Origin of the sequence: Synechococcus sp. HIMB2401 (assembly GCF_042883245.1) — a bacterium.
GTDB lineage: Bacteria > Cyanobacteriota > Cyanobacteriia > PCC-6307 > Cyanobiaceae > Parasynechococcus.
Genome location: NZ_JBDJKK010000003.1, coordinates 167,437 through 193,176 on the forward strand (window position 1 = coordinate 167,437; position 25,740 = coordinate 193,176).

A 25,740-nucleotide genomic window follows, 5' to 3' on the forward strand; every position below is an offset into this window, starting at 1 on the left:
GGTTTCCCCATCCAAGCGGCGATCAGAGGCTTGTGCCAGTGCTTGCTACTGTCGAAAGGATCTGGACCGTAGATGACCTACACACGCGTCCTGCTGAAACTCAGCGGCGAAGCTCTGATGGGATCTCAGGGCTATGGCATCGATCCCGCCATTGTTCAGTCGATTGCTTCCGATGTGGCCAAGGTGGTCGCCAATGGCACCCAGCTGGCGATAGTCGTGGGCGGCGGCAACATCTTCCGCGGGCTGAAAGGATCTGCAGCGGGCATGGAGAGAGCCACAGCCGACTACGTCGGCATGTTGGCCACGGTGATGAACGCCATCACCCTCCAGGACGGGCTCGAGAGGGCCGGTGTTCCCACCCGGGTGCAGACCGCCATCGCCATGCAGGAAGTAGCGGAGCCGTACATCCGTCGCAAGGCGATCCGGCATCTGGAGAAAAACCGGGTGGTGGTGTTCGGCGCCGGTTGCGGCAACCCGTTCTTCACCACCGACACCACCGCGGCCCTGAGGGCCGCCGAAATCAATGCCGATGTGGTGTTCAAAGCCACCAAGGTGGATGGGGTCTACGACAAAGACCCTGCCAAGCACGCCGACGCGGTGAAGCACGCGCAGCTCAGCTATCAAGACGTGCTCAGCGGCGAGCTGGGCGTGATGGACAGCACCGCCATCGCCCTCTGCAAAGACAACAACATCCCGATTGTTGTCTTCAACCTGTTTGAACCTGGCAACATCGGCAGAGCCGTGGCCGGGGAACCGATCGGGTCCCGCATCGGCGACCCCTCCTAAACAAAGCCAACCCAGTTCGCACGCCTCTTCCCTCAGCAACCATGTCGACCCAGGACCTCGAAGCCAGCATGCGCAAGTCGGTGGAGGCCACCCAGCGCAACTTCAACACGATCCGTACCGGCCGGGCCAATTCCTCCCTGCTGGATCGCATCAGCGTGGAGTACTACGGCGCTGACACACCGCTGAAGTCGCTGGCCACCCTGTCGACCCCGGACTCCCAGACCATCCAGATCCAACCGTTCGACATCAGCGCCCTGGCCTCGATCGAGAAGGCCATCGCGATGAGTGAGCTGGGCTTTACACCCAACAACGACGGCAAGATCATCCGCATCAACGTGCCGCCCCTCACCGAGGAGCGCCGCAAGGAGTTCTGCAAGCTGGCCTCGAAGTACGCCGAAGAAGGCAAGGTGGCCCTGCGCAACCTGCGCCGCGACGCGATCGACAAGATTAAGAAGCAGGAAAAGGAAGGCGAGTTCTCCGAAGACCAGAGCCGCGACGAGCAGGACGGCGTTCAGAAAACACTAGACAAATTCATCGCCGAACTGGAACAGCACCTGGCCACCAAGGAGGCCGACATCCTCAAGGTGTGAGCAACGAATCAGATCGGACCCACGACGTCATGATCGTCGGGTCCGGGGCTGCTGGCGGTGCCGCGGCAGTTCATCTCGCATTAGCAGGCCATGACGTTCTGACGCTGGAGCGCGACGCCGAGCCGCGGATCAAACCCTGTGGAGGAGGCATGGCGGCCTCAGTTCAGCAGTGGTTCCCCTTTTCATTGAAGCCAGCGGTGGAGCAGGTGATCGATCAGGTGGATTTCAGTTGGTGCCTAGAGGATCCGGTGGTGGCCGAGTTGCCAGGGGATGCACCGTTCTGGATTGTGCGCCGCGAAACGCTGGATCAGCTGCTTTCAGACCAGGCCATTCAGGAGGGAGCTGAACGCCTTACGGGCGTTGAAGTCAATGACATCCGGCGCCATGGAGACGTGTGGCACGTCACGGCAACCGACGGACGCCATTGGAAGGGGAGAGCCGTGGTGATCGCCGACGGTTCGGGATCCCCTTGGCCCCAACGGCTCGGCCTGGGAGCAAAACAACCCCAGATGGCCACCACCATGTCGGTGCGGCTCGAGGGTCAAGGCAACCTCAGCAATGGCACCACCCGTTTTGAATTCGGCCTGGTGAAACAGGGCTTCGCCTGGGCCTTTCCCCTAGCAGGTGGTGTGAACATCGGTGTGGGCAGTTTCATCGGCAAGCAGGACGCCGACCCGGAGCAGGTGCTGGCTCAGCTGTTGCCGGATCTGGGTTTCGCCGCCGATGCAGGCATCCGTCAGCGCGGCCAACTGCGGGTGTGGAACGGCCATCACCGTCTTGATGGCAACGGCATTGTGGTGGTGGGGGATGCGGCATCGCTTTGCGACCCCTTTTTGGCGGAAGGGCTACGCCCTGCCCTGATGAGTGGCTGCGAAGCCGCTCAACATCTGAGTTTTTGGCTCAAGGGTGACAGCAAGGATCTGCGGGGCTACAGCCGCAGCATGCGGGAGCGCTGGGGTGAGTCGATGGCCTGGGGCCGGCGCATTGCCCAGGTGTTTTATCGCTTCCCCGGTGTGGGGTATCAGCTGGGGATCAAGCGGCCCACCGCACCACGGCGCATTGCTCAGATCCTCTCCGGGGAGATGGGCTATGGCGACATCGCCCAACGGGTGATCAAGCGGCTGCTTCTACAGCGCAACTAAAGACCGAGGCTGAGCTGCTGGCTGCCATTGTCGGGCTGCTGTGGTTTGCGCCGGCGGCGAGCCGTTGTTGGCTTCAACCCCGCCTTGCGGGAGCCATGCTTGCGCTGAATCGCATCGGCATGGCGATCAAAACCGGCCGATCGGCGAATCTCCCAGATGCGATCTTTGGCATCCTGCATCGACGCGGTGACATCAACGATCGGTGGTGGCATGCCACCACCCAGCATCCAGGGCTCATGGATGTGAATGGTGGGTACATCCTTGAGTTCAGGGCACCACTGACGGATGAACAGCCCCTGAGGGTCGTGGTCCATCCCCTGCTTGATCGGGTTGTAAATCCGAATCGTGTTGATCGAGGTGCTGCCCGACTGCATCTGGCACTGGCTCCAGTGAATCCCCGGTTCGTAATCCACAAACTGACGGGCCAGATGCAGGCCACTGTCTCTCCAGGGCAGCCAGAGGTTGTAGCTGGCAAACGACATCAACATCGCCCGCATGCGGAAGTTGATCCAGCCATGGGCCCGCAAGGCGCGCATGCAGGCATCCACAAAGGGGATACCAGTGCGACCTTCGCTCCAGGCCCTCAAGCGCTCGGCGTCGGCTGCGCGAATGCCGCGCATAAACGGATGGAAATCGCTGAATTCAATCGCCGGCTGATCCTCCAGCTTCTGAATGAAATGGCAATGCCAGTGCAGCCGTGATTCAAAGCTGCTGACGCCGCGGCCGCTGTGGGTGCGGCTGGTCTGCAGCACTTCCCGCATCGAGAGACAACCCCAGGTGAGATAAGCCGACAGGCGCGAACAACCGGTGAACGCGGTGTTGGGGCTCGACATCGACCGTTGATAGCGCGGGGCGCGGTGCTGCAAAAAGTCGTTCAACTCCTCCAGGCCGATCGACCGCCCACCGATCTGACGCTGCGGACATGCATCCGAGAGCAGGTCTGAACAGGGGCGCTCGGGGATCACGCCGGGATCAATGCCCTTCAGCGATTGCAACGCGGCCGGCTCGGGTGTGATGGGCTCCGTCATCTGAACCTCCCAGCGTTTGGCCCAGCCATTGCGGCTGCGCATCCGGCGCGTCACCCCGAACTGCGGGATTTCCGTCCAAGCGATGCCGTGCCGACGGGCCCAGGCGCCAACGCGTTTGTCGCGCTGGTACGTCCAGCCATTGCCGGTTTCCTCATGGCTCCACAGCCCATCAATGCCGAACTGACGACGAGCCCGTTCCAGCATCTGCACCACATCCCCAGCGCGCACCACCAAGGGTTGGCCCCGATCCGCTAGGGCCTGGCGCAACTCCAGTAGCGACTCCCGGCAAAACATCCACTGCCGCTCGGAGGCATCGGGCTGCTGCCACAACTCCGGCTCCACCACATACAGCGGCAGCACCAAACCCCGCTCCACAGCAGCCTCCAAGGGCTGGTGATCAACGATGCGCAGATCACGCTTGAACCAGACGATCTGCAGCGCTGCCATTCACTGCAATGGAAAGGACCCGGTTCTAGTGGATACGGAGCTCCAGCCAAGCTTCAATCGAATGCTATTTCCATGACATCAGCAAAACGGGTTTTCACCGTGTTGCGGAAACCCACCACATCCAAACGGCGCGTCATCAACGCGGCAGCGAGGAAACAAACCATCTGCAGGCCGAACACGCCGCCATAGGCAGCAAACAAATCACCTTCGTTCCAGGCTGTGAGCAAGGTGAGCAGACCGCCTCCACTGATGGTGGCCAGGCCGCAGGAATAGGCATAGCCCGCCCCCCCAAACACCAAGCAGAAAGCCGGTGCAGCCGGGCTGCACAAAGCTGAACATCAAGGTGAGGCAGGCATTCATGCACACCCCCAGTGACAGGCCGAACAAACCAACGGCAGTCCGCAACAGGGGGATGGACTGCCCAGAACCGGCCCAAAGCATCAACAGCAAAGCCAAAGCAGCCAGCACCGCACCCACCCGGGCCGTTCTGATGTTGCAGGCACGCTCAATCAACCAGAACCCACTCAGACCCAGACCAGCAAAGAAGGCCAGGGCAATTAACACATTCAGCGATGTGGTGGCACAGACACTCATGCCAAAGACGGCCGCGCCGTAGGGCTCAAGCACCGCATCGTTGAGGAACATGCTGAAGGTGAACAGGCACAGCACCCCGAGGAAGCGGCCAGCCTGGGGGATGGTGCGCAGTTGAAACAACAACTGGGGCAAAGCCAACCGCTGAGGGACATCGGGGGGGGGGGGCCGGCCCGGCAGTCAGCATCAAGCCTGTGGTGCGGCGCTCCACTCCAAAGACCGAGACCACCCCAAGCCCCAGCAGCAGCAGCGGCGTCACCAGCGACAGACGCTCCAAACCAGCCAGCACCGCCGGGACCTGGATGTCTTGAATCAACAGACGATTCAGCAGTCCCAGGATCAGGACGCCGAGAATCCCCAGGCTGAGCTGGAACAGCCCCAAACGCAGACCAAGAGTCAGCGAGCCCGAGGCAGAATTTAAAACCCTGAGGCAAGTATCACTGGACATCAAAAAAATCGATCGTGATTTGTTCGCGCAGGTTGCCGCTGAGGCTCGGCAGCATCCCCGCCTGCGCCTGAACCACAATTTCCACCGGGAACAGGATTCGGTTCAGCGCTTCCTCAACGTGCTACAGCCAGGCACCTATGTGCGGCCCCACCGCCACCAGCGCAACGGTTCCAGCACAGGCTTCGAATGTTTTCTGGTGCTGCAGGGCGCCATCGGACTGCTGCTGTTCAACAGTGAGGGCGAGATCCAGCAGCAGCTCCATGTCAGCGCCAAGGGGCCCACCCACGGCATCGAGATTGCAGAAGATCAGTTCCACACCCTGGTGGCCCTGGAGGCCGACAGCGTGATTTTCGAGCTGAAACAGGGGCCCTACCAGCCCGCTCAAGACAAGGACTTTCTCAACGGCTTCCCCCAGGAGGGCACAACGGAGGCCGCCAGGCAAGAGTCGCAGTGGCGCGACCTTCTTTCAGGATCAGGCCTGACGTGAAGCTTCACGGGAGCGCTGCTTCTCATCCAGCAGTTCGCCTTCCAGTTGCTCGATCAAACGACTCACCAACGCCTGAAATTCCGGCTGGCAACCACGAAACGCAGCTTTATGGCGGATCGGCTCGTTGCGCATGCGCAGATCCGTGAGCATCAGCTGCAGCGAATCGATCCGGGCGTTGGAAGTCATGAACTGCGTCGGCGTTCCAGGACGAGGTTATGACGCGGCTGCTTCAAAGCTCCAGCTCCCGCAGCAGACTGTTTTGGGTCTCCCGGCCGAGGACGGCATGGGCCGCCATGGCACCACTTGCAGCAACGGGGGGGATGCCGATCCCGGGGAAGGTGCTGGCACCACAAAGCCAGAAATTGGCCAGGGGCGTCGTCACGCCAGGGAAGAGGCCTTCAGCCGCTGAAAGCGCAGGGCCATAGCTGCCTTGATGCACATTGAGGAAATGGCTGTGGGTCAGAGGTGTTCCCTCCATGACCAGCTCGCAGCGCTCGCGGATGTCGGGAATACGGCGTTCGAGCACCCGCCAGAACACAGCGCATCGCTCCTGTTTTCTCTGCTGATACGCCGCACTGTCGCGCTCCAGATCAGCCCAGAGCTCCCATGGTTCGCTGGCTGGGGTGTAGGCATGCAGCACATGGCGACCGGCCGGCGCCATCGAGGAATCCAACACCGACGGAATCGACAACACCACAGCATTGCGCTCGGCGTCGATCCCACGCTCCCAGTCGTCGACCCAGACGGTGTGGATCGGCAGATCCTCCAGCCCCGTGGCATCAAAGCCCAGATGCAGATGCAGGAAGCCGTTGCAGGCCGGCGTGGCCTGACGCTGACGCTGCCACTTCGGCGCCACGGACTCCGGCAGCAGACCAAGGGTGGACCAGATGTCGGCATTGCAGATCACCTGCCGCGCCGCGATCTGCGTTCCATCGGCCAGGGTCACACCGACAACGCGGTCCCCCTCGACCCGCAGCTGTTGCACCGCCATGCCGGTGTGCAGGCTGCCGCCATGGGCCTCCAGGCCACGCACCAGGGCCTCAACCACCGCAGCACTGCCGCCAACGGGGTAGTCAAGATGGGCATCCGGCTCAAACCACTCGCCGAACAGCGTCGCCATGGCTGCAGCGTTGGTGTCTCCCATCGGCATGCCGCTGATCAGAAAGGAGAGCAGATCCACCCAATGGCGCAGGAAGGGATCGCTGAGGTGACGATCCACCAGGGGGCCAAAGGAACCGGAGAGGTGACGCATCGCGGCAAGGTGCGGCAACAGGCGTCCGCCGCGCTTCAGCAGCTGCGCCATGCCATCCACCCCAGGCCGCAAAGCCAGCAAGGGCAAAGCATCGGCAGCGGCAGCAATCGGCTGGAGCGCCTCCACAAAGCAGCGCCATTCGGCGGCCACCTCAGGGCCTCGCAGGCTGCGCACCACAGCCTCAAAATCGTCGTGCCCAACGGCGATGCGTAGATCCCCTTCTGGCAACAGCACATCCCAGCTGCGATAGGGAATCACCTCCACGCTCTGCCCAAGCGCGCGCAGCACCTGGGCCAGGGGATTGCTGCTGGGCCAACGCCCCAGGCCACTCCAGAGGGATGGACCGGATTCGAAGTGATACCCCTGGCGTTGAAAGCCATGGGCGGCTCCACCGGCTTGGTGATGGGCTTCCAGCACCAGCACCTCACGGCCGGCGCGGGCACACAAACCTGCGGCACAGAGCCCACCGATGCCGCTGCCGATCACCAGAACGTCGACGTCGCTTCTGATCATCCGCTCAGCATCCGCGTCATCATTGTGGTCATTGGCGCAAGACGATGCGCACTCGACTGCTGCTTCCCCTGCTGATCCTGGCCTTGGCCTGGGGGCAGGAGCTGATCGACCAACTGCTTTTTACGGGGCAGTGGAACTTGCCGATGGGGCCGGATCAACCGTGGTGGGGGGTGATCACAGCGCCGTTCAGCCATGCCGGCTTCGGGCACCTGATCTCCAACAGCCTGGCGTTTCTGCCCCTGAGCTGGCTGGTGCTCAGCCGAGGGATGCGCGATTACCTGAGCGTCTGGCTGTCGGTGCTGCTGATCAACATTCCGGTGGCCCTGTTCTGGCCCGCCCGCAACCATGGACTCTCGGGCGTGGTGTACGGACTGCTGGGCTACCTGCTGCTGATCGGCTGGCTGGAACGCCGCATCCTCTCCATCGCTCTGGGCCTGGTGGCGTTCTGGCTCTACGGCTCAGCCCTGATCGCTTTGATCCCCGGCGTTTCCCCAGCCGGCGTCAGCTGGATCGGCCACAGCGCAGGGTTCATCGGCGGCCTTGTGGCGGCTCTTGCGGTGTATCGCGAGCCCACCACTTATTGAAGACGGCCAATTGAAGACAGCCAGTTGAGCTCAGCCCTGGGAGAGAACCTCATCGAGGAACGCCAAGGGGCGTTCCATGGTGGCGGAGTAGCCGAGCAGGCTTTGATCGCGGTGGCAATAGATCACGCTGTCATCAGCGTCGAGCAGCACGGTGGCGCCGCGCTGGGTGATGTAGTCGTCACAGGGCACGTAGGTGCGCCAGTTGCGGAGCACTTCATTCATGTTGCGCAAACGCTTGGTGGCGAGCTCAAACGGTCGCTGGAACCCGGCACCACCGGCCTGGCGGAACAGAGCCCCCCGGAAGCGCGGCAAAGGAAAGGCTTCAACCCACTCCTCGTCGTCGAAGATCTGGGCCGCAGAGCGATCTCCGGTGTAACCGCGCAACACTTCGCGCAGGGTGCCCGGCGAGCCCACGCCAGCGCACATCAGCAGAAAACCAGGCCAGGGCCCACCGGGGAGCTTCAAGCCGGCCTCCAACCCCAGGGCCTGATGCAACTGGGGTGATGTATCGGCGATCAGCTGCTGGAGGGGAAAACCGGTGAAGGCCGCAAAGCGTTCGGCACTGGCGGCATTACCGATGCCGAACAGCTGAACCTTGACCCCAAGCGCCGCCAACTGGGGAAGCCTTGGCACCAGCGCTTGGGCGTATTCAATCGAATCGAAATCCCCCAGCTGGCCCTGCACAACAACAAGGCGCTTGCAGCCGCTCTCCATGCCGGCAACTCCGGCCAGCCGTTGCAGCAGTGGGTCCAGTGGAATCATCGCGACAGGCTGACATTTCGCCTCCGAAAACGTGGATGGCGCTTGCGCACCGCCTGAGAGACTCAAACCAAAGGCAGGAAGCAGGTGGGCAAGAAATCTGGCTTCACAAGTGCTGAGATCGAAGAGATCAAGCGTCTGTATCTGCAGGAAGGGCGATCGATCCTGCAGATCCCCAAGATCCTGGGCAAAGGCAGCGAAAACTCCGTGCGCAACGCCCTGCACAAGGCCCGGGTCAAGCATGCGCCGGAGGAACGCACCAAGCTGGAGCGATTCAAGCCCGATCAAGTTTTTGGCAACGTCACCCTTTTAAAACGACTCAAAAAAGCGAAAAAACTGAAATTCCATGCCCGCTGCTCCTGCGGCTACGAATTTGACGTGGACCCATTCCGGCTGACGCTGCCGGAACACCACAAAGACAGGATTGCTGCATGCCAACGCTGCAGCAATCCGCAAACCTGAGTGCAGCCGACGTGACGGCATAACGCTGCAGGGTCGGCACAATGACTCGATGAGACTTCTGATCACAGTCCTGATCGCGTCCAGCGCTTTGGCCTGGCCGGCAAAGAGTGCGGAACCGATTCCCCTCGTGATGGTTCCCTTCGATGCCGCATGGGGGTCGCGACGTCTTCCCGTTCAGCCCGCAGGGTTGTTGCCGCCACCTCCAATCCCTGCACCGAGTCGAGCCAGCAAACCCGACGCTGAACCAAGGCCACAACGCCAACGCTGGTGCCGGGGTGGCTGTTGAACGAGGTGGCTGCTAAGCGCAGCACAGCAGTCACCTGGAAGCGTTCTGTGTAAACCGAAAGGAGAAGCACCCCCTTCGGGCCCTAACGATGCGAAACGCGGCGCTGTTGATGGCCAGCCTCCTTCTGGGATCCATGGCTCTTGCGGGTGGCAAGCGGGCCACAGCCCAAGGGCCGTCCGAGCAGTTCGCCACCGCTGAGGCGATGCGGGTGATCCCGAAATGGGCAACGATCACCAACACCACCTGCAAGAGCATTGATGTGGGAGCCAGCAGCCGCTATGAGCGCACCATCACCTAGACCCCCTGAGCTGATCGATGAAAGGCTGGCGTGCTGCGTGTTGGAGCCTGGTGCTGTTGGAGATCCCGGCTGCGGGGCGCGCCGAATTTGATCAGTGCCGCTTGATCGATCAGGTACTGAAGCGCCCAGGCAACGCCATGGCCATCAACCGTTTGATCATTGCGGAAGGCAAGAACAGCGCAGCCGTCGCTGCGGCGAGTGAAGCTCTGGCCCAACAGAACGAGAGCTACCGGCGCACCAAGCGCCAACGCGCCAACGCGCCAAAGCCGGCTGCGATGGCTGGCAACGAGACTGACTGACTGACTGACTGACTGACTGGCTGACTCACCAACGAACGCCAGGCAAGCTGGTGGAACGCTGATCGAGAGACCTTGGCCGTCACCGTCTGCCAGAACTGCGGAAGCCGCCGGTTTCGTGCCGACCGATCCATGGCCGGGCGGCTGGTCTGTCAGAACTGCGGCCTTGCGGCCGGAAGCCGAGCTGCGCGGAGTGCACCACACAGCAGGCGGCGCAGCAACGCAAAACGCTGGCTGGTGATCCTGCTGATCGCGGTGATCGTGCTGGTGGTGGTCACGTCGTGAGCAACTGCACCACCTCAGCGGTGTTCGCCGACAAAGGTTGAGAAGCCAGCTGATCGATGGCCTGACGCATGACCGTTTGACGCTTGGGGCCGTAACTACCGCAGCGACTGAACACCTTGGCCATCCGTGATGCGGTGATCGGATTGCGGGAGTCGACCGCTGCGATCTGCTCCGCCATGAACCGGTAGCCACTGCCATCGATGGCGTGAAACGCCTGAACATTGGCGGTGAATCCACCGAGAACAGCGCGAAGGGAATTGGGCGCCAGGGGATCGAAGCGCGGGTGCTCCAGCAGCTGTTGAACCCGCTCCAACGCGCTGGACCTGGGGGCTGATGCCTCCATCGCAAACCAGGCATCCAGGATCACGGGCTTGTCTTGCCAACGCTCGTAGAACAGCGCCATCGCCTGCTCACGTTCTGCGCTTTCCTGCGGCAGCAAGGCCCGCAGGGCTCCCCGCGCCAGGGTCATCGAGGGGCCGGAAACAGCAGCCAATGCCTCCGCTTGAACCGTGGCATCACCAGCCGCGGCAAGCCAGCGCCAGGCCAAGGCCGTCAGGGCCCGGCCGCCCTGACCCACCGGCCAAGCCAGGGTCCAGTCAGCCCGGGCCAGCTCCAGAAGGCGACGCAGGGACGACTGCAATTGAACGCCCATCTCTTGGGTCCACGCCCGGAAGGCTTGATCCAGCGCCAGCGGATCCACCGGGGATTGCAACGCCTCCAGTTCCGCCATGCCCGGCAGCGCCAACAGCGCCGCCAGATCCATGCCATCACCACCGTCGTAGGCGCAGATCCGCTGATCGAGGGCCTGGATCAGCGCCGCTTCCACGGCAGGCTTCGGCTGGTTTTCAGCCCGCGCCAACAGCACCTGGCGTGCCAGGCGCTGGGCCGCATCCCAGCGGCAGAACGGGTCATCATCAGCAGCCAACAGCTGCAGGCACTCATCCAGCGGCTGCTCCAAACGCACGTGCACCGGGGCCGAGAAGCGGCGCAGCAGCGAAAGGGCAGGGGGGGTGTCGCCGGGCTGGCCCTGCAGGGTGATGCTGGCGCGCTCAGCCTCCATCACCAGCAGCTGCTCCTCACCAACACGGCCTTGCTCACCCACCAGGGCCATGGCAACCGGCAGCACCAGGGGCTGTTTGTCCGCTTGTCCTGGCGTGGGGGGCGTCGACTGCTGCAAGTCGACTGTCAGCTGACCCAATTCCGAATTCCACTGCCGCGAAATGCTGAGTTCCGGAGTTCCTGCCTGGTGGTACCAGCGCTTGAAGCGGTCCAGATCAAAGCCCAGCGGCTCGCCCTGGCTGGTGGCACCGTCGGCGATCGCCTGAACGAAGTCTTCCGTCGTGGCGGCCGTGCCGTCAAAGCGTTGCACGTAAACCTCCATTCCCTTCATGAACCGCTCGGGTCCCAGCAGGGTGCGCAGCATGCGGATCAATTCCGCACCTTTTTCATAGATGGTTGTTGTGTAGAAGTTGTCGATCGCCTGGTATTCCGCTGGCTTCACCGGGTGGGCCGTTGGGCCAGCATCCTCACGGAATTGGGTGTTGCGCAACATCGCCACATCCTCAATGCGCTTCACCGCCTCCGAATGCAGATCTGCGGTGAAGCATTGATCACGGAACACCGTCAGACCTTCTTTGAGCGACAGCTGGAACCAGTCCCGGCAGGTAATGCGATTTCCGCTCCAGTTGTGAAAATATTCATGGGCAATCACACTTTCGATGCGCTCAAGTTCTGCATCGGTGGCTGTTTCCGCATCAGCCAGAACAAGCTTTGAGTTGAAAATATTCAGACTCTTGTTTTCCATCGCGCCCATGTTGAAGTGACGGACGGCAACGATGTTGTATTCATCAAGGTCGTATTCAAGGTTGTAAACCGATTCGTCCCACTGCATGGATCGTTTCAACGACGCCATGGCATGGGCCGTGAAAGGTTCATCCCCCTCCTCCACATGCAAGCGCAGGGTGACCTGCCGGCCCGACGCTGTTGTGTAGTGATCACGAATCTCCCTGAGGTCTCCTGCCACCAAGGCGAACAGATAGGAGGGCTTGGGGAAGGGGTCATCCCACGTGACCGCATGACGATCAGCGCCGACGGATTCCTCCTGAACCGCATTGCCGTTGCTCAACAGCACAGGGCAGCTGCTGCGGCTGGCCTCAATCCGCACCTGCCAGCGGCTCAGTACATCCGGACGATCGGGGTGCAGGCTGATGCGCCGGAATCCCTCGGCCTCGCACTGGGTGCTAAGCAGACCACCACTGGCGTACAGGCCTTCGAGCGAACTGTTGGAGTAGGGATCCAGACGGCAACGGGTTTCCAGCACAAACGGCTGGCCCGGCACGTTGGGGATGGTGAGACATCCGTCGGCAAGGCTGTACTCCTCGGACTGCAAAGGCGCCTGGTCGATCACCAGGGATTCGATCGCCAGATCAACGCCGCACAGCACCAGGGGCTCTCCAGGCCGACGCGGTTCAAGGCTGAGTCTGGAGGCAACGACGACATGGTCGTCCTGGATATTCACGTCCAGGACGATGGAAGGGAGTTCAAAAGCCCACGGCGTGTAGTCCGCCAGACGAATCGAAGCAGCTGCAGTCATGGCCGAACCACGCGAGGACCGAATGATCCTGACGGACGACGCTCAAAACCGGGACGTTTCAGCCAAGGCGCCGGCCATGAGGCGAGCAACGGCATCAGAGCAGAGGAAAAGACACAAAAAAACGCCTGACCTCAGCAAGCCAGACGTTTTCGATCGCTAGAGCCTGGGAAGATCTTATTTTTTCGAGGACTTCAACGAAGCAGCAGCTTTTTCAAAGCGTGCTTTTTCTGCAGCGGGAACTGATTTAGGGCAGAACTTCAGCGCTCCGCCAACGATCATGAATCCCGCATTGTTGAGAAATTGCTTCTCAGGCAAGGGGTCTTTGGTGCCGGGAAGCAAACCACCGTGCTTGCCGTAAATCACATGCAACTGACCAGCGAGAGCCACTGCCAGAGACTTGCTGAAATCGATCTTCTGCGCCCTTGCCTCACAGAAGGTGGCAATCGACATCACGCCATAGGTGTTGACCTCCATGGCTGTGGCAGGGGTGGGCTTGTCCTTGGAGGCCTGAGCCAGAGCCGTTGCCGGTGACAGCAAGGGGGCAGCCAACACGAGAGTTGCGGCTGCGAATGAACGACAAATCACCTTGGGTCCCGGCAGCGTCAAATTTTTCGAAACTTACCGCCCATGCCAAAGCTGGCCGGAGCACAGGCGCGGTTGTTGAACTGGGCCAACAGCGCAACGGCGCCGTTCAGTCGTCCTGGATCAATCGTCTTCGATCAGTCGTCCTCGATCAGTGGCAGGGGATCGGACATTCGAATTTCATGGTGGTGCTCAACGATCGAGAGATCACCGTTCTCCCAGCTGTAGATGGCGCGGTAGCGGTAGCGGTCCTGATCGACAAGGCGAATGTGCTCAAGGATGTCCCACTGCTGGTAGTGGGATTCCAAGATGGTTTCGTGCTCGTCCACCTGACGCAGCCGTGTACGCACCGGGTCTCCCGTCAAATAACCGCGACTTCTCTGGAGTTGATGGCCCCACAACGTGGCTTCCATCACGCCACTGCGTTCAAACCAGGGCTTGCGGGCAAAGAATTCGTCGGAATGCTGGTCCTCCTGGTCAGACCACCAGCTGAAGCGGTAGCGGCTCTCACCCACCTCAGGGTGTGCAAACGCCTCCATTTTCAGGTTCATGTCCAAATGGAGAACCTGGTCGTCACTGAAGGTGTATTGCCGCCGGGAACGCCACAAGCCCAGATTGCGGCTGAACCAGCGACGCAGGTTGCTATCCACCTGAATCGAAGGCTGGGCAGCCACTCCGCCGGGAACGGTCAGAGGAACACGGTTTTGCGCAGAAAAAAGCGACATGGACCGCGTCAATGACGCAACGGAGTGTTCCTGTTCGTCTTAGCGCTGCTGGCGGTGCAGTCAAAAACCCATAAGGTGAGCCTCGGTTTTGCTGTCTTGCAGTCCGCGTGGTCAAGGACGCTCCCAAGACACGTCAAACCCTGAAGCTGTTGCTGGTGGCTGCTCGCCATCACCTGTCGGGTCAGGACCTCCGATCGCTGGTGCAGTTCCTGGAACGGGAAGACCTTGGCTTCGAAGTCACCCTGCAGGTTGCCGATCCAGCTCAGCAACCCGAACTGCTTGAGCTTCATCGCCTCGTGGTGACGCCAGCGCTGATCAAATTGGCGCCGAACCCCAAGCAGGTGTTCGCGGGAAGCAACATCCTTCAGCAATTAAAAGGATGGGTGCCCCGCTGGAAACAGGATGGGGTGGTGAGCGGCCTTGGCCTCAGCCTCAGGCCAACCGAACTCGATGGAAGTCGCACCCAGAAGGAACTCCAGCTGGAGGATCAGCTGCTGGTGCTGCGCCAGGAGAACGAAACGCTGATCGATCGCGTCAGCGCCCAGGAACGCCTGTTGCGCATGGTGGCCCACGAACTGCGCACCCCACTCACGGCAGCGGCCTTGGCCCTGCAAAGCCAGAAGCTGGGCCAGATCGACATGGATCGCTTTCAGGATGTAATCACCCGCCGCCTGCAGGAGATGGAGGCGCTGTCGAAGGATCTGCTGGAGGTGGGCACCACCCGGTGGGAAACCCTGTTCAACCCACAACGGCTTGACCTGGCCAGCGTTTCAGCCGAAGTGATCCTCGAGCTCGAAAAATTGTGGCTGGGGCGCAACGTTGAAATCAAAACCGACATTCCCGCTGACCTACCCAAGGTTTTCGCTGATCAGCGACGCATGCGCCAGGTGCTGCTGAATCTGCTCGAAAACGCCCTGAAATACACCAACGACGGCGGGCACATCTCGCTCACGATGCTGCACCGCACCAGCCAGCGGGTGGAGGTGAGCGTTTGTGACAGCGGCCCGGGCATTCCGGAAACAGAACAGCAGCGAATTTTTCTGGATCGGGTGCGGCTGCCGCAAACCTCCGACCAAACCACCGGCTACGGCGTGGGGCTGTCGGTCTGCCGCCGCATCGTTGAAGTGCACGGCGGCAAGATCTGGGTGGTGTCGGACCCTGGAGAAGGTGCCTGCTTCACCTTCACGGTGCCGATCTGGCAAGGACAAGGTGTCGAATGGGGTCAAGCTGTCTTGACGGAGGGTCCGACCAAGCCCTAGTGTTCACAAGTGATCAGGAGCACAGACAGCTCGCTGATTACGGCCTCGCCCCCATCGTCTAGAGGCCTAGGACACCTCCCTTTCACGGAGGCGACAGGGGTTCGAATCCCCTTGGGGGTATGACCTCATCACCAGACTCGTTTTGGTGATGAATCGAGTACCAATTCAAGTATTTGATAGTTCCTTCAGGCCCAGGAATACTGGGTCTGCAAAGGCGCTGAAACTGCTGCGCCTTTCCTACTCGCTCAGCTGTTTCTGCGGTGGGCTTCCTGCACAACGGCGTTGAGGTTGCTGGAGAGGTCGTCCCGCAGCCGCTCCTCGATCAGACCGATCGGCATGCCAAGACAGCCTTGAACCGTCAGTTCATAGAGCAGTGAGCTGCCATCGGGACGCTGGCGGATCTGCCAGGAACCTTCAAAACGTCGGAAATCCCCTTTCACCATGCGGAACTGCAGCAGTCCGTCCTGGCGGTATTCCGTCAGCTCCAACTGAACCTGGGCCGAGAAGCGAAGCCCCAGCAGCTGCTGACTGCCCACCTGTTGGAGCCGCACCGTTTGACCCTGACGCTGAATCAGCTCACTGGTGCTGAGGTTGGGAATGAAACGGGACAGGTTCTCGTAATCCGTCAGCACATCCCAGAGCAGCTGAACAGGCAGTGGAGATTTGAGCTCAGCGGCCAGACGCCGAGTCCCTTGGGGCAGCCGCTCCATGGTCTGCTCGATCGCAGTCCCCGAATCTGTGGAGGTTTGAAGCCCTCGTCCAAACATTGTCTGGGGGAAAACCAAAAGAGACGCCGAGATAAGAGGCCGAACCCGAGGATCTTAATGAGGTCGCCTGGATCACATCAGATTCTGTTCCGAACAGCAACCTTTTTGTGTGAAATCAAAGGCCACGCCTATAGTCGCGCCACCAAAGGCAGGTGATTTCTATGCGGGTGTCCAATGCAGCGACAGAGCACTGCAATGAAGCTCTGTTCACTGTTGTGGCTCGTGGTCCCCAGGTCGGCGCCAAACCGTCCGTGGTTCAGACCTACACCGTTGCAATGAACCAGTTTTCCGCACTTTTCAAACGATTGGGGGCCACTGGCGCCAAGATCGTTTCTGTGAATGGTGCGGGCGAAGAGCGTTCCGCCGCTCCCGCTGCCGACACCCCGGCACCTGCCAAACAACCCGCCACAAAAACCGCCAAGAAAGCCGTGACGTCAAGCGCCCCGAAGAAAAAGCCCCACGCCGACGTTCCGGTCAACACCTACAAGCCCAAAACACCGTTCATGGGCACGGTGACGGAGAACTACTCCCTACTGAAAGACGGTGCGATTGGCCGTGTGCAGCACATCACTTTTGATCTGGCCGGCGGCGACCCGCAGCTGAAGTACATCGAAGGCCAGAGCATCGGCATCATTCCCGAAGGAGAAGACGCCAACGGCAAGCCCCACAAGCTGCGCCTGTACTCCATCGCCAGCACCCGCCACGGCGACAACCTGGAGGGCAACACCGTCTCCCTCTGCGTTCGCCAGCTCGAGTACAAGAACGACGCCGGTGAGCAGATCTACGGCGTCTGCTCCACCTACCTCTGCGACATCGAACCCGGCACCAAGGTGAAGATCACCGGTCCGGTCGGCAAGGAGATGCTCCTGCCTGACGACGAGGACGCCAACATCATCATGCTGGCGACGGGCACCGGCATCGCTCCGATGCGCACCTACCTGCGTCGCATGTTCGAGCCCCGTGAACAGGAAGCCAACGGTTGGAAATTCCGCGGCAAAGCCTGGCTGTTCATGGGCGCACCCAAAACCGCCAACCTGCTCTACGACGAGGACTTCCTCCACTACGAGAAGGAGTATCCCGACAACTTCCGCTACACCAAAGCGATCAGCCGCGAACAGCAGAACGCCAAGGGCGGCCGGATGTACATCCAGGACCGCGTTCTGGAGCACGCTGAAGAGATCTTCGCGATGATCGAAGACCCCAAGACCCACGTGTACATGTGCGGTCTGCGCGGTATGGAGCCGGGCATCGACGAAGCCATGACCGCCGCCGCGGCCGCCAAGGGGCTCGACTGGGCCGAACTGCGTCCCCAGCTCAAGAAGGCCGACCGCTGGCACGTGGAAACCTATTGATCGATCAAGCGCAGATCAATCAGCCAACGATCGTTTCCAGTCCACCCCTCGGGGTGGACTTTTTTATTGGGTTGGCAACAAAGGCTGACGCCAACACGGAAACAAAGCGGCGAGTCCATGTCTGTTGCCGTTTCCGTGCCTAAACCAGCTTCAGAAGCCTGGACACTCCATGGTTGCCACGATGACGAACCCCCTCAGGGTTGGACTGCGTCAGGAGCGCGTGATCGCGCCGCAGTGTCTGGTGATCTTCGGCGCCAGCGGTGATCTGACCCACCGCAAGCTGGTGCCAGCCCTGTTTGAACTGTTCAAGCAACGGCGGCTGCCCAGTGAGTTCGCCCTACTGGGCTGTGCGCGCCGACCGTGGAGTGACGAAGAGTTCCGCGGAAAGATGGCGGAGGCACTGGCCAGCACGATCGAGGACGATCCCCAGGCCTGGGAGCAGTTCGTGGGCAAGTTGTTCTACGAGCCGGTCGACCTACAGAACACCGATCACATGCTGAGCCTGCACACCAGGCTCGAGAAGATCGATCAACAGTGCGCCACCCGCGGCAACCGCACCTTTTATCTCTCTGTTTCCCCCAAGTTCTATGGCAGTGGCTGCCGTTCACTGGCCGACGCTGGCCTGTTGAAGGACCCCAAACGCAGCCGGGTGGTGATCGAAAAGCCCTTCGGACGCGACTACGGCAGTGCCCAGGCCCTCAATCGCGTGGTCCAGACCTGCAGTCAGGAGAACCAGATCTTTCGCATCGACCATTACCTGGGCAAGGAAACCGTCCAGAACATCATGGTTCTGCGGTTTGCCAACACGATCTTCGAGCCGATCTGGAACCGCAATTACATCTCCAGTGTTCAAATCACCGCCGCTGAAACGGTTGGTGTGGAGGAAAGGGCCGGGTACTACGAATCGGCCGGTGCCCTGCGCGACATGGTGCAGAACCACCTGACCCAAATGCTGGCGATCACCGCCATGGAACCTCCCGGGCGCTTTGACCCGGAGGCCATCCGCAACGAAAAGGCCAAGGTGCTCCAGGCTGCCCGCCTGGCCGATGAGCTCGAACCCTGGAACTGCTGCATCCGTGGCCAGTACGGACCCGGTGGTTCCGCGGAATCGCCCCTGGCCGGATACCGCCATGAACCCGGCGTCGATCCCAACAGCACCACCGAGACCTACGTGGCGATGAAGCTGTTCATCGACAACTGGCGCTGGCAGGGGGTTCCGTTCTATGTGCGCACCGGCAAACGGCTGGCCAAGCGCACCAGTGAGGTGGTGCTCACCTTCCGTGAAGCACCGGTGCATCTGTTTGATGCAGCCACCGGAGGTCCCACGGCCAATCAGCTGATCCTGCGCATCCAACCGGATGAGGGGGCCGAATTCCGCTTCGAGGTGAAGTCACCCGGATCTGGCATGCGCAGCCGCCCGATTGACATGGAGTTCTCCTACGACGAATCCTTCGGGGAACCCTCCGATGAGGGCTATGTGCGGCTCCTGGCTGACGCCATGCTCAGCGACCCCACCCTGTTCACCCGCAGCGATGAGGTGGAAGCGGCATGGCGGCTCTACACCCCGCTGCTGGAACTGATTGAAGACAGCCCCTGGCAGCTGCCGGTTCATCCCTACGAATCCCGCACCTGGGGACCGGCCGCCGCGGATGCCCTGCTGGCGAAGGACGGACTGCTCTGGCGACGCCCCTGACCGCGCACGTTCACAGCCCTGTTGTTCAACTCTCCACGTCTCGTTCATCCGTCACCATGTCCCCTCAGCTCACCCTGCAAACCCCGCTGGAACTGGCACCGGCGGAGGTGCCCCACTACCTCGAACAGCTCTGGTCCCCCGAGCAGCAGGGCAGCACGGGCACCGGGGCCAACACCTTCTGCCTGCTGATCTGGCAACCCGCCTGGGGCGAGCAGCAATTGATCCGCAGTGGTCGTCTATCAGGCCCCATCACGGGACAGCAGTCCGCCCCCTTGATCGCTGCGGGACGCCAGGCGGTGCTGGATGCCGACCTCCCGCTGAGCACGCCGCCCCTGGATGGGGCTGTGGTGAAGGCGGTGGCTGATTTGGAAGGGCAAGCCAACGCCGAAGACCTGCGTGGGCAGTACATCGATCCAGCCCTGAGTGCACTGATGCCCCGGCGCCTGATCACCCTGGCGCCCACCATCGATGCGGCCCAGCCCCTGGAAACACTCGTGGCCGCCTACTGCCCGCTGCCTGAAGAAGGCGGTGGTACCGCCGCCTGCGGCGATGTGGTGGTGCTGCGGGGCAGCCATGGCGCCCTGCATGAGGGCCTTTCGATTCTCGACCCCCTGCTGCCGGAATCAATGCCGGCCTGGGTCTGGTGGAACGGCTGCATCGACGAAGCACCGGAGCTGATGCAACGGCTCACCAGCGCACCACGGCGCCTGATCATCGACACCGCGTTGGGGGATCCGTATCAGTGCCTTGAGCTGCTGCGTCACCGCGTGGAGAGCGGCCAGGCGGTGAATGATCTCAACTGGCTGCGCCTGCGCAGCTGGCGCGAGACCCTCGCCATGGTGTTCGACCCGCCGCAACGGCGGGATGCCCTCAGCCACATCACCCGTCTCGACATCGACGTTGAAGGCCATCACCCTGCCCAGGGGCTGCTGCTGGCCGCCTGGATCGCCGATCGACTGGGCTGGACGCTGCTCTCGACCGCTGTGGTCGACAACGGCACCACCGCCCAGTTCAAGCGCTCCGATGGCACCGAGGTGAACTTCCAACTGATGGCCGTGCCAACAACCCAGCCCAACGTGCACGCCGGCCAGATGGTGGGGCTGCGGCTGATCGCTGAACCGGAGAACGGCCAGGGCGTGTGCGTAATCCTCTGCGCTGACTCCGGGGGCTGCATGCGGTTGGAAGGGGGAGGCATGGCCAACCTCGAGCTGCATGAAGAAGTTGTGCCCGTGCAGCACGACACCCCTGAAATGGATGTGGCCCGCCTCCTGGGCGGCGGTCACGACAGCACCAACCCACTGCTGGCCGCTGCGGCTCCGCTGGCTGCCAGGCTGCTGGGCTGATCCGCATCTGAGCCATGGCCGCTGTCATCGCTGCACCAGCCAGTGGCAGCGGCAAAACCCTGTTGGGCCTGGCGCTGCTGAGCTGGGCCCAGCAGAACGGACGCCGGATCCAGGCCTTCAAGGTGGGACCGGACTATCTCGATGCCCAGCTGCTCAGCCAGGCCTCGGGCCAGGCCTGTCGCAACCTCGATCTCAATCTCTGCGGTGAAACCTGGGTTCGCCAGGCCTTTCACGGTTACGGCGGTGCCTCTGAGCTGACCCTCGTGGAAGGGGTGATGGGGCTCTTCGATGGCATCGGCAGCAGTACAACCGGAAGCACGGCCGACGTGGCCCGCCTGCTGGACCTGCCGGTGGTGCTGGTGCTGGATGCCGGTGGTCAGGCCGCCTCCCTCGGCGCCATCGTGCGCGGATTCCGCGATCACGATCCCCAGCTGCGCATCGCCGGCGTGGTGCTCAACAAGGTCAGCAGCCCCAGGCACCGGGAGCTGCTGGCCGACGTGCTGGAGCGCATGGAGGTGCCATTGCTGGGCTGCCTGCCGCGCAGCGAAGCCCTGGCCCTGCCGGGCCGGCATCTCGGCTTGGCCCCGGCCCATGAATTGGAGGCCCCCGAGCAGCGACGCCAGGCCTGGGCCACTCTGGCCAGCCAGCACCTGGACCTGGAACGCCTGGTGCCCCTGCTGCAGGCGCCCCGCCCCGGGCCGCATCCCCTGGCCCACATCCCCGTGGAGCAGGGCCAGCCCCTGCCGGTGGCTCTGGCCAGTGATGCCGCCTTTCACTTCCGCTACCAGGAAACCAGTGAACTGCTGGAGCACTTGGGCATGCCCGTGCTCCGCTGGAGCCCCCTGGCCGATGAGGCCATCCCGGCAGACGCCAAGGGCCTGATCCTGCCGGGCGGTTTCCCCGAACAGCACGCTGCCCAGCTCAGCGGCTGCACGCGAAGCCTGGGCTCGCTGCGGGCGTTCGTGCAGCAGCGACCGCTCTACGCCGAATGCGGCGGGATGCTTGTGCTCGGAGAGCAGCTGACCGACCTCGATGGCACCAGCCACCCCATGGCGGGCTTGCTTCCCTTCACCGCCCAGCGCGGCCCACTGCAGGTGGGCTATCGCCGCCTGCAGGCGCGGCGGGACAGCCCTGTGGTGGAGAGCGGTCAGCAGCTGGTGGGCCACGAATTTCACCGCTGGGAACTGCACACCAGCCGGCCGGCCTCCGACAGGTCAGTGCTGTGGGACATTGAGGGATGGAAAGTCCATCGACATTCGGAAGGATGGGTCGATCAGACGGTTCACGCGAGCTGGGTTCACCTGCACTGGGCAAGCTCTACGACGATCTGCTCCCGATGGCGCGCCGCGCTCGAATCCGGGGAGAGAAGATCGCCAAGCGCTTCGTCAGCCGCCAGCAGCCCCCGCGGGTCCAACCCTTCTCCGAACGCTGGCGCTGGGTGATCGAAGGTCGCGTTCAGCGGGTGGGGTTCCGCGCCAGCTGCAATCGGCGCGCCCTGGATCTCGGCATCAGCGGCTGGGTGCGCAACCTGAGTGATGGCCGTGTGGAAGTGCAGGCCGAAGGCCCACCGCTGGCCTTGTCTGAACTGCGGGCCTGGTGTGAGGTCGGGCCGCCGGGCGCCCGGGTGGTTCGGGTGACCCCCAGCCAGCTCCCGATCACGGGCGACGACTGGTTCGAAGTGCGCTACTGAGACGACGTGCGCTGAGACAAAGTGCGCTGAGACATAGACGCGAAAAAATTGGGAAGGAGGTCTCCACGCTCCGCCCATCTCGCTACGGCTGAAGCAGGACCTTCGCGCCTGCCGCATGCTCCGCTTCGGATTTGTCCTGTTGATCACTGCGCTGCCCCTGCTCGGCATGGAAGCCATGAGCACACGACGGGAAACCACCAAGCAGGTGTTCGATTCCGCAGCAGAAGCCCTCGACGCCTGTCAGAGCTGGCGGCTCAGGGAGGGACAGTTTTCGGCCCTGATTCCCGCCGCTGCACCGGTGTCAACGCAGGCGCGGCCTTTGCAAACCGACATCCGCAGTTGCGAGGCCGATCTGGACCATGCGCTGGTGCTGGGGCGCCGCTACAGCGTTGTGCCAGGCGTTCACTAAAACAAAACGCTGCGGTCGCTGCACCGCCCGATCCATCGCACCTTCCCTTACCTGCTGCCAGATGGCACGACTGGCGAATAACGCCCCTGGCATGTCTTGAGCAACTTCCTCGACACCAAAGACAAAGCCTTCTGGAGAGCCCTGCTCGGCGTTGCGAGTTTGGGGGTGAGCATCGGCCTGGCGGCCCTGATCCTGCGCCTCTGAGCGCTGATCCTCGGATTCACTTGGAATCCCGCGTGATGTCGAATTGGCGCTGCCAGGTGGCGCGCAGGTCAGCGGACGTCTCGCCGCCGAGCAACCACACCCCCGTGCGGGCACGGGACACGGCCACATAACAGAGCTGCTGGCGGATGGCGGGGTCGGCCCGGAACACATCCGGCGCCACGAAGACATCCCCGAAACTGCTGCCCTGACTGCGATGCACCGTGAGCACTGCCGCAGGCCCCAGGGAAGCGAAGGCATCGCGAATCAGAAAGTACTGCCGCCAGATCGCGCGACCGTTTTTCTTGCCGGCATCACGGGCCTGCTTGCGCAGCCGCTGCATCACCGCATCGAGCTCCTGACGACCTGGGCTGCCAATCGGCGGCTGCAGGCGCAGGGTGAGCTCCAGATCCCCCGCATTCACCGATGCGGAGAGGGTCTCGATCACCGGCACGGGCCCATCGGCTGAGGAGAGGCCGAAATCCGCCAGGTCACAGGCCTCAGGCTTGACGTCCCGCACCGTGACTTCGCGGTTGGAGCCGAGCACCATGTCGGGTTCTTCACCCGCCTCTTCTCCGTCCCTTGAGGCCGGGGCCATCACGGCGGTGCGACTGATCAACACCTCACCGGGCAGCACCGGCATCTGATCGGCCATCTCCCCATGGATGGCCCGGCGCGCATGGGGCACCAGACGATCCAGGGTGCGGTTCGTGTAGCAGAGGATGCGTGCTGCATCGGGGTTGTCCTGCACCGAGGCGTCGCGCAATGCACGCCTGGCCTGATCCAGCCACTCCCGTTGCACCAGACTGCGCACCTGCCCCTGCGGGGAACGAATCAGGGGCAGCAGCGGCGGCATCTGGCAGGGCAGGCGCCCCTCCCGCAGCCCCGCCGCCAACTGCAGCACCGGGCCTTGATGCCGCACTACCTGGGTCAAGCTCGCGGAACAGGACCGTTGCATCGCAAACACGGGGCTGTTCGGCTCACCCACCGGAGGCAACTGGGCGGGGTCGCCGACGAACACCAGACGGGTCTTGAACGGATGGGCGCACTGGAGGGCAATGCCCAACAGGGTGCTGTCCACCATGGAGGCTTCGTCGATCAGCACCAGGCCCAGGTTCTCCAGGGCCATGGGCGTCTGCTCGGTGGGTTCGCAGAGTTCAGCGTCGGCGGAGCGCTTGAGCTTCAGACGCAGCAAGCGATGAATGGTGGAGGGGTACCAGGTGGGTTGGAGACCCTCCAACTCCAACGCCTGGCGCAGAACGCCCACCGCTTTATGGGTCGGTGCCACGACGGTCCAGCACAGACCGCTGGCCTCCACCTGGCGCAGCAGGCGCATGGAGAGGAAGGTTTTGCCGCTGCCGGCAAAACCACTGAGCACGAAGGGCGTGCCATCCACGGGCTGCTTGAGCCAGGCCGCAAAGGCGTCCGCCGCTTCCTGCTGATCAGCGGTCAGGTCCGCGGCAGCGGTCACCCCAGCCCAGCTCCAAGACCCGACAGCAGATGCAGCGGTGATCCCACAAATTCCAAACCGGGCAAAGCAACGGCGGGACCCATCAGGCTGCCCACCAGCACCTGCAGCCGGCTGTGGCCAAGGCTTTCCTTGAGGGGTTTTTCCGGAGCGTCCAGCCAGAGCGAATCAGGCAGAGCATTGACCCGTTCCGCCGTCAGCCCGGCGGCGCGACGAATGCCACTGGCGTCGTACATGACGACGAACGCCACCATCGCCGCAAGGGCGAAGAGGGGGTGATCAAAGCCCAGGGTCCAGCCCACACAGGCCGCCGTGCCGGTGACCAGGGCGGAGTGGCTCGACGGCATGCCGCCGGTTTCAATCAGCACCGCCGGACGCCAACGGCGATGCAGAAGCAACTCAAGGAACAATTTCGAGAGCTGGGCGACGCCACAGGCCATCAAGCCCCAGATGAGCGAACTGTTGTCGCAGAACTCCCGCAGCACCGCATGGGAGGGCGTGGCGTCGATCATCGGTCGCGGCTGGTAATGAAGTCAGCCAAGGCCAGCAGGGGAATCGCCTTCTCGGCCCAGGGTTGAAGCGCCTCTTTCGCTTCATTGACCAACGCATCGGCCCGACGGCGGGACTCATCGAGCCCAAGCAGCTTGGGATAGGTGGTCTTGTCGGCGATGAGGTCCTTGCCGGCAGTTTTGCCGAGCACCTCGCTGCTGGCGGTGATGTCGAGGATGTCGTCGATGATCTGGAAGGCGAGGCCGATCCCCCTGGCGTAGGTGCGCAGGGCCTTGATCAGCGCCTCATCGGCGCCGCCGATCATCGCCCCGGTGATCACACAAGCACTCAACAGGGCTCCTGTTTTGTGGAGGTGGATGTACTCGAGGGTTTCAAGATCCACCTCCTTGCCTTCGCTTTCCAGATCCACCACCTGGCCACCCACCAGGCCAGGGGCGCCGGCCACCAACGACAGTTCTCCCACAACCTTGAGCAGACGCTCAGCCGGCACATCCGGACTGCGCAGCGCCACCATTTCGAAGGCGCGGGTCAGCAGGGCATCACCGGCAAGGATGGCCACGGCTTCGCCGTAAACCTTGTGGTTGGTGGGACGACCACGGCGCAGGTCGTCGTCATCCATAGCCGGCAGGTCGTCATGGATCAACGACATGGTGTGGATCATTTCCAGCGCCACCGCCGTAGGCAGGGCCTGCGTCGCTTCCCCGCCCGCCAGCTCGCAGGCGGCAAGGCAAAGAATCGGGCGCAGGCGCTTGCCACCGGCAAGCAGTGAATAGCGCATCGCTTCCCTGAGGGACTCCGGCCGCTCCGGACCGAGCGATCCATCGAGGGCCGCTTCCACCCGCTCTTTGGCCTTGCCGAGATAGGCCTTGAAATCGAACTCGGCGCTCATGGGTG

The 25,740-nt window shown here is 62.5% G+C and carries 30 protein-coding genes and 1 tRNA gene; 17 read left to right on the plus strand and 14 right to left on the minus strand.

Features of this window, described 5'->3' with window-relative positions; all coding sequences use genetic code 11:
• The first annotated feature begins 72 nt into the window (after positions 1–72).
• The 3 genes from pyrH to AAXE93_RS08895 are packed head-to-tail and all read left to right on the plus strand — an operon-like array spanning position 73 to position 2,518.
• Positions 73–786 (plus strand): UMP kinase, encoded by a 714-nt coding sequence (pyrH, locus tag AAXE93_RS08885; RefSeq protein WP_115008677.1) that lies wholly within the window; start codon positions 73–75, stop codon positions 784–786.
• A 41-nt stretch (positions 787–827) separates the two neighbouring features.
• The gene (gene frr / locus AAXE93_RS08890) at positions 828–1,376 is read left to right on the plus strand and encodes a ribosome recycling factor (RefSeq protein WP_115008676.1); all 549 of its coding nucleotides are present in this window, start codon (positions 828–830) and stop codon (positions 1,374–1,376) included.
• Between the two features lie 29 nt (positions 1,377–1,405).
• On the plus strand, positions 1,406–2,518 hold the full coding sequence (locus AAXE93_RS08895) for an NAD(P)/FAD-dependent oxidoreductase (RefSeq protein WP_390130061.1): 1,113 nt from the start codon (positions 1,406–1,408) through the stop codon (positions 2,516–2,518).
• On the opposite strand, the gene AAXE93_RS08900 is transcribed toward AAXE93_RS08895, so the two are convergent.
• The 3 genes from AAXE93_RS08900 to AAXE93_RS08910 are packed head-to-tail and all read right to left on the minus strand — an operon-like array spanning position 2,515 to position 4,725.
• Entirely contained in the window at positions 2,515–3,993 is a 1,479-nt protein-coding gene (locus tag AAXE93_RS08900; RefSeq protein ID WP_390130063.1) for an FAD-binding domain-containing protein, read from the minus strand. The genes AAXE93_RS08895 and AAXE93_RS08900 overlap by 4 nt on opposite strands.
• Positions 3,994–4,046: 53 nt before the next feature.
• Entirely contained in the window at positions 4,047–4,220 is a 174-nt protein-coding gene (locus tag AAXE93_RS08905; protein WP_390130065.1) for a hypothetical protein, read from the minus strand.
• Complete coding sequence (locus AAXE93_RS08910) at positions 4,195–4,725, minus strand: PucC family protein (protein WP_390130068.1); 531 nt, start codon at positions 4,723–4,725, stop codon at positions 4,195–4,197. The genes AAXE93_RS08905 and AAXE93_RS08910 overlap by 26 nt, the downstream gene beginning before the upstream one ends.
• A gap of 326 nt (positions 4,726–5,051) precedes the next feature.
• On the opposite strand from AAXE93_RS08910, the gene AAXE93_RS08915 reads away from it, so the two are divergent.
• Positions 5,052–5,519, plus strand: coding sequence for a WbuC family cupin fold metalloprotein (locus AAXE93_RS08915; protein WP_390130070.1), 468 nt, complete (start codon positions 5,052–5,054; stop codon positions 5,517–5,519).
• Here the strand turns inward: AAXE93_RS08915 and AAXE93_RS08920 are convergent.
• Both AAXE93_RS08920 and AAXE93_RS08925 read right to left on the minus strand, forming a co-directional pair.
• On the minus strand, positions 5,505–5,705 hold the full coding sequence (locus tag AAXE93_RS08920) for a hypothetical protein (RefSeq protein ID WP_114988545.1): 201 nt from the start codon (positions 5,703–5,705) through the stop codon (positions 5,505–5,507). The genes AAXE93_RS08915 and AAXE93_RS08920 overlap by 15 nt on opposite strands.
• Before the next feature lie 43 nt (positions 5,706–5,748).
• Entirely contained in the window at positions 5,749–7,284 is a 1,536-nt protein-coding gene (locus AAXE93_RS08925) for a phytoene desaturase family protein (RefSeq protein WP_390130072.1), read from the minus strand.
• 44 nt (positions 7,285–7,328) lie between these two features.
• Here AAXE93_RS08925 and AAXE93_RS08930 point away from each other — a divergent pair, with 44 nt between their 5' ends.
• The gene (locus tag AAXE93_RS08930; protein ID WP_390130076.1) at positions 7,329–7,868 is read left to right on the plus strand and encodes a rhomboid family intramembrane serine protease; all 540 of its coding nucleotides are present in this window, start codon (positions 7,329–7,331) and stop codon (positions 7,866–7,868) included.
• 30 nt (positions 7,869–7,898) lie between these two features.
• On the opposite strand, the gene AAXE93_RS08935 is transcribed toward AAXE93_RS08930, so the two are convergent.
• Positions 7,899–8,630: a peroxiredoxin-like family protein gene (locus AAXE93_RS08935; protein WP_390130078.1), complete on the minus strand. Its 732-nt coding sequence runs from the start codon at positions 8,628–8,630 to the stop codon at positions 7,899–7,901.
• A gap of 84 nt (positions 8,631–8,714) precedes the next feature.
• Here AAXE93_RS08935 and AAXE93_RS08940 point away from each other — a divergent pair, with 84 nt between their 5' ends.
• Positions 8,715–9,089 (plus strand): hypothetical protein, encoded by a 375-nt coding sequence (locus AAXE93_RS08940; RefSeq protein WP_390130080.1) that lies wholly within the window; start codon positions 8,715–8,717, stop codon positions 9,087–9,089.
• Positions 9,090–9,151: 62 nt separating this feature from the next.
• Here the strand turns inward: AAXE93_RS08940 and AAXE93_RS08945 are convergent, their stop codons facing one another.
• A complete protein-coding gene (locus tag AAXE93_RS08945; protein WP_390130082.1) occupies positions 9,152–9,445 on the minus strand; it encodes a hypothetical protein in 294 nt (97 codons plus the stop codon).
• A gap of 39 nt (positions 9,446–9,484) precedes the next feature.
• Between AAXE93_RS08945 and AAXE93_RS08950 the strand changes: the two genes are divergently transcribed.
• The 3 genes from AAXE93_RS08950 (at position 9,485) to AAXE93_RS08960 (ending at position 10,254) form a co-directional block, all read left to right on the plus strand.
• Positions 9,485–9,673: a hypothetical protein gene (locus AAXE93_RS08950; RefSeq protein WP_390130084.1), complete on the plus strand. Its 189-nt coding sequence runs from the start codon at positions 9,485–9,487 to the stop codon at positions 9,671–9,673.
• Positions 9,674–9,690: 17 nt separating this feature from the next.
• A complete protein-coding gene (locus AAXE93_RS08955) occupies positions 9,691–9,972 on the plus strand; it encodes a hypothetical protein (protein ID WP_390130086.1) in 282 nt (93 codons plus the stop codon).
• Positions 9,973–10,044: 72 nt separating this feature from the next.
• Complete coding sequence (locus AAXE93_RS08960) at positions 10,045–10,254, plus strand: transcriptional regulator (RefSeq protein ID WP_390130089.1); 210 nt, start codon at positions 10,045–10,047, stop codon at positions 10,252–10,254.
• On the opposite strand, the gene pepN is transcribed toward AAXE93_RS08960, so the two are convergent.
• The 3 genes from pepN to AAXE93_RS08975 all read right to left on the minus strand — a co-directional run bounded on the left by pepN (position 10,244) and on the right by AAXE93_RS08975 (position 14,154).
• Complete coding sequence (gene pepN / locus AAXE93_RS08965; protein ID WP_390130091.1) at positions 10,244–12,847, minus strand: aminopeptidase N; 2,604 nt, start codon at positions 12,845–12,847, stop codon at positions 10,244–10,246. The genes AAXE93_RS08960 and pepN overlap by 11 nt on opposite strands.
• A gap of 174 nt (positions 12,848–13,021) precedes the next feature.
• The gene (locus tag AAXE93_RS08970; RefSeq protein ID WP_390130093.1) at positions 13,022–13,399 is read right to left on the minus strand and encodes a cAMP phosphodiesterase; all 378 of its coding nucleotides are present in this window, start codon (positions 13,397–13,399) and stop codon (positions 13,022–13,024) included.
• 167 nt (positions 13,400–13,566) lie between these two features.
• Positions 13,567–14,154 (minus strand): hypothetical protein, encoded by a 588-nt coding sequence (locus tag AAXE93_RS08975; protein ID WP_114988554.1) that lies wholly within the window; start codon positions 14,152–14,154, stop codon positions 13,567–13,569.
• Positions 14,155–14,261: 107 nt separating this feature from the next.
• Here AAXE93_RS08975 and AAXE93_RS08980 point away from each other — a divergent pair, with 107 nt between their 5' ends.
• The gene (locus AAXE93_RS08980) at positions 14,262–15,413 is read left to right on the plus strand and encodes a histidine kinase (protein ID WP_006850655.1); all 1,152 of its coding nucleotides are present in this window, start codon (positions 14,262–14,264) and stop codon (positions 15,411–15,413) included.
• A 47-nt stretch (positions 15,414–15,460) separates the two neighbouring features.
• Positions 15,461–15,533, plus strand: a tRNA-Glu gene (locus AAXE93_RS08985).
• A gap of 125 nt (positions 15,534–15,658) precedes the next feature.
• On the opposite strand, the gene AAXE93_RS08990 is transcribed toward AAXE93_RS08985, so the two are convergent.
• The gene (locus tag AAXE93_RS08990; protein WP_186495810.1) at positions 15,659–16,180 is read right to left on the minus strand and encodes an SRPBCC family protein; all 522 of its coding nucleotides are present in this window, start codon (positions 16,178–16,180) and stop codon (positions 15,659–15,661) included.
• Positions 16,181–16,341: 161 nt separating this feature from the next.
• Here AAXE93_RS08990 and AAXE93_RS08995 point away from each other — a divergent pair, with 161 nt between their 5' ends.
• The 6 genes from AAXE93_RS08995 (at position 16,342) to AAXE93_RS09020 (ending at position 22,667) form a co-directional block, all read left to right on the plus strand.
• A complete protein-coding gene (locus AAXE93_RS08995; protein ID WP_390130098.1) occupies positions 16,342–17,532 on the plus strand; it encodes an FAD-binding oxidoreductase in 1,191 nt (396 codons plus the stop codon).
• Between the two features lie 169 nt (positions 17,533–17,701).
• On the plus strand, positions 17,702–19,225 hold the full coding sequence (gene zwf / locus AAXE93_RS09000; RefSeq protein WP_390130102.1) for a glucose-6-phosphate dehydrogenase: 1,524 nt from the start codon (positions 17,702–17,704) through the stop codon (positions 19,223–19,225).
• Positions 19,226–19,281: 56 nt separating this feature from the next.
• On the plus strand, positions 19,282–20,568 hold the full coding sequence (locus AAXE93_RS09005) for a glucose-6-phosphate dehydrogenase assembly protein OpcA (protein ID WP_390130105.1): 1,287 nt from the start codon (positions 19,282–19,284) through the stop codon (positions 20,566–20,568).
• Positions 20,569–20,582: 14 nt separating this feature from the next.
• Entirely contained in the window at positions 20,583–22,010 is a 1,428-nt protein-coding gene (locus tag AAXE93_RS09010) for a cobyrinate a,c-diamide synthase (protein WP_390130107.1), read from the plus strand.
• On the plus strand, positions 21,938–22,258 hold the full coding sequence (locus tag AAXE93_RS09015; protein ID WP_255441992.1) for an acylphosphatase: 321 nt from the start codon (positions 21,938–21,940) through the stop codon (positions 22,256–22,258). The genes AAXE93_RS09010 and AAXE93_RS09015 overlap by 73 nt, the downstream gene beginning before the upstream one ends.
• A 115-nt stretch (positions 22,259–22,373) precedes the next feature.
• Positions 22,374–22,667 (plus strand): hypothetical protein, encoded by a 294-nt coding sequence (locus AAXE93_RS09020; RefSeq protein WP_390130109.1) that lies wholly within the window; start codon positions 22,374–22,376, stop codon positions 22,665–22,667.
• Between the two features lie 220 nt (positions 22,668–22,887).
• On the opposite strand, the gene AAXE93_RS09025 is transcribed toward AAXE93_RS09020, so the two are convergent.
• The 3 genes from AAXE93_RS09025 to crtE are packed head-to-tail and all read right to left on the minus strand — an operon-like array spanning position 22,888 to position 25,735.
• Positions 22,888–24,339: an ATP-dependent RecD-like DNA helicase gene (locus AAXE93_RS09025; protein ID WP_390130110.1), complete on the minus strand. Its 1,452-nt coding sequence runs from the start codon at positions 24,337–24,339 to the stop codon at positions 22,888–22,890.
• Positions 24,336–24,848, minus strand: coding sequence for a divergent PAP2 family protein (locus AAXE93_RS09030; RefSeq protein ID WP_390130113.1), 513 nt, complete (start codon positions 24,846–24,848; stop codon positions 24,336–24,338). The genes AAXE93_RS09025 and AAXE93_RS09030 overlap by 4 nt, the downstream gene beginning before the upstream one ends.
• Positions 24,845–25,735 (minus strand): geranylgeranyl diphosphate synthase CrtE, encoded by an 891-nt coding sequence (gene crtE, locus AAXE93_RS09035; RefSeq protein ID WP_115008653.1) that lies wholly within the window; start codon positions 25,733–25,735, stop codon positions 24,845–24,847. The genes AAXE93_RS09030 and crtE overlap by 4 nt, the downstream gene beginning before the upstream one ends.
• Positions 25,736–25,740: the final 5 nt, after the last annotated feature.

Coding starts and splice junctions, on each gene's coding strand:
- AAXE93_RS08995 (WP_390130098.1), top strand. CDS start 16,342: ATGCGGGTGTCCAATGCAGCGACAGAGCACTGCAATGAAGCTCTGTTC.
- AAXE93_RS09020 (WP_390130109.1), top strand. CDS start 22,374: ATGCTCCGCTTCGGATTTGTCCTGTTGATCACTGCGCTGCCCCTGCTC.
- AAXE93_RS08900 (WP_390130063.1), bottom strand. CDS start 3,993: ATGGCAGCGCTGCAGATCGTCTGGTTCAAGCGTGATCTGCGCATCGTT.
- AAXE93_RS08930 (WP_390130076.1), top strand. CDS start 7,329: ATGCGCACTCGACTGCTGCTTCCCCTGCTGATCCTGGCCTTGGCCTGG.
- zwf (WP_390130102.1), top strand. CDS start 17,702: ATGGTTGCCACGATGACGAACCCCCTCAGGGTTGGACTGCGTCAGGAG.
- crtE (WP_115008653.1), bottom strand. CDS start 25,735: ATGAGCGCCGAGTTCGATTTCAAGGCCTATCTCGGCAAGGCCAAAGAG.
- AAXE93_RS08935 (WP_390130078.1), bottom strand. CDS start 8,630: ATGATTCCACTGGACCCACTGCTGCAACGGCTGGCCGGAGTTGCCGGC.
- AAXE93_RS08920 (WP_114988545.1), bottom strand. CDS start 5,705: ATGACTTCCAACGCCCGGATCGATTCGCTGCAGCTGATGCTCACGGAT.
- pyrH (WP_115008677.1), top strand. CDS start 73: ATGACCTACACACGCGTCCTGCTGAAACTCAGCGGCGAAGCTCTGATG.
- AAXE93_RS09005 (WP_390130105.1), top strand. CDS start 19,282: ATGTCCCCTCAGCTCACCCTGCAAACCCCGCTGGAACTGGCACCGGCG.
- AAXE93_RS09010 (WP_390130107.1), top strand. CDS start 20,583: ATGGCCGCTGTCATCGCTGCACCAGCCAGTGGCAGCGGCAAAACCCTG.
- AAXE93_RS08955 (WP_390130086.1), top strand. CDS start 9,691: ATGAAAGGCTGGCGTGCTGCGTGTTGGAGCCTGGTGCTGTTGGAGATC.
- AAXE93_RS09030 (WP_390130113.1), bottom strand. CDS start 24,848: ATGATCGACGCCACGCCCTCCCATGCGGTGCTGCGGGAGTTCTGCGAC.
- AAXE93_RS08925 (WP_390130072.1), bottom strand. CDS start 7,284: ATGATCAGAAGCGACGTCGACGTTCTGGTGATCGGCAGCGGCATCGGT.
- AAXE93_RS08975 (WP_114988554.1), bottom strand. CDS start 14,154: ATGTCGCTTTTTTCTGCGCAAAACCGTGTTCCTCTGACCGTTCCCGGC.
- AAXE93_RS08950 (WP_390130084.1), top strand. CDS start 9,485: ATGGCCAGCCTCCTTCTGGGATCCATGGCTCTTGCGGGTGGCAAGCGG.
- pepN (WP_390130091.1), bottom strand. CDS start 12,847: ATGACTGCAGCTGCTTCGATTCGTCTGGCGGACTACACGCCGTGGGCT.
- AAXE93_RS08895 (WP_390130061.1), top strand. CDS start 1,406: ATGATCGTCGGGTCCGGGGCTGCTGGCGGTGCCGCGGCAGTTCATCTC.
- frr (WP_115008676.1), top strand. CDS start 828: ATGTCGACCCAGGACCTCGAAGCCAGCATGCGCAAGTCGGTGGAGGCC.
- AAXE93_RS08990 (WP_186495810.1), bottom strand. CDS start 16,180: ATGTTTGGACGAGGGCTTCAAACCTCCACAGATTCGGGGACTGCGATC.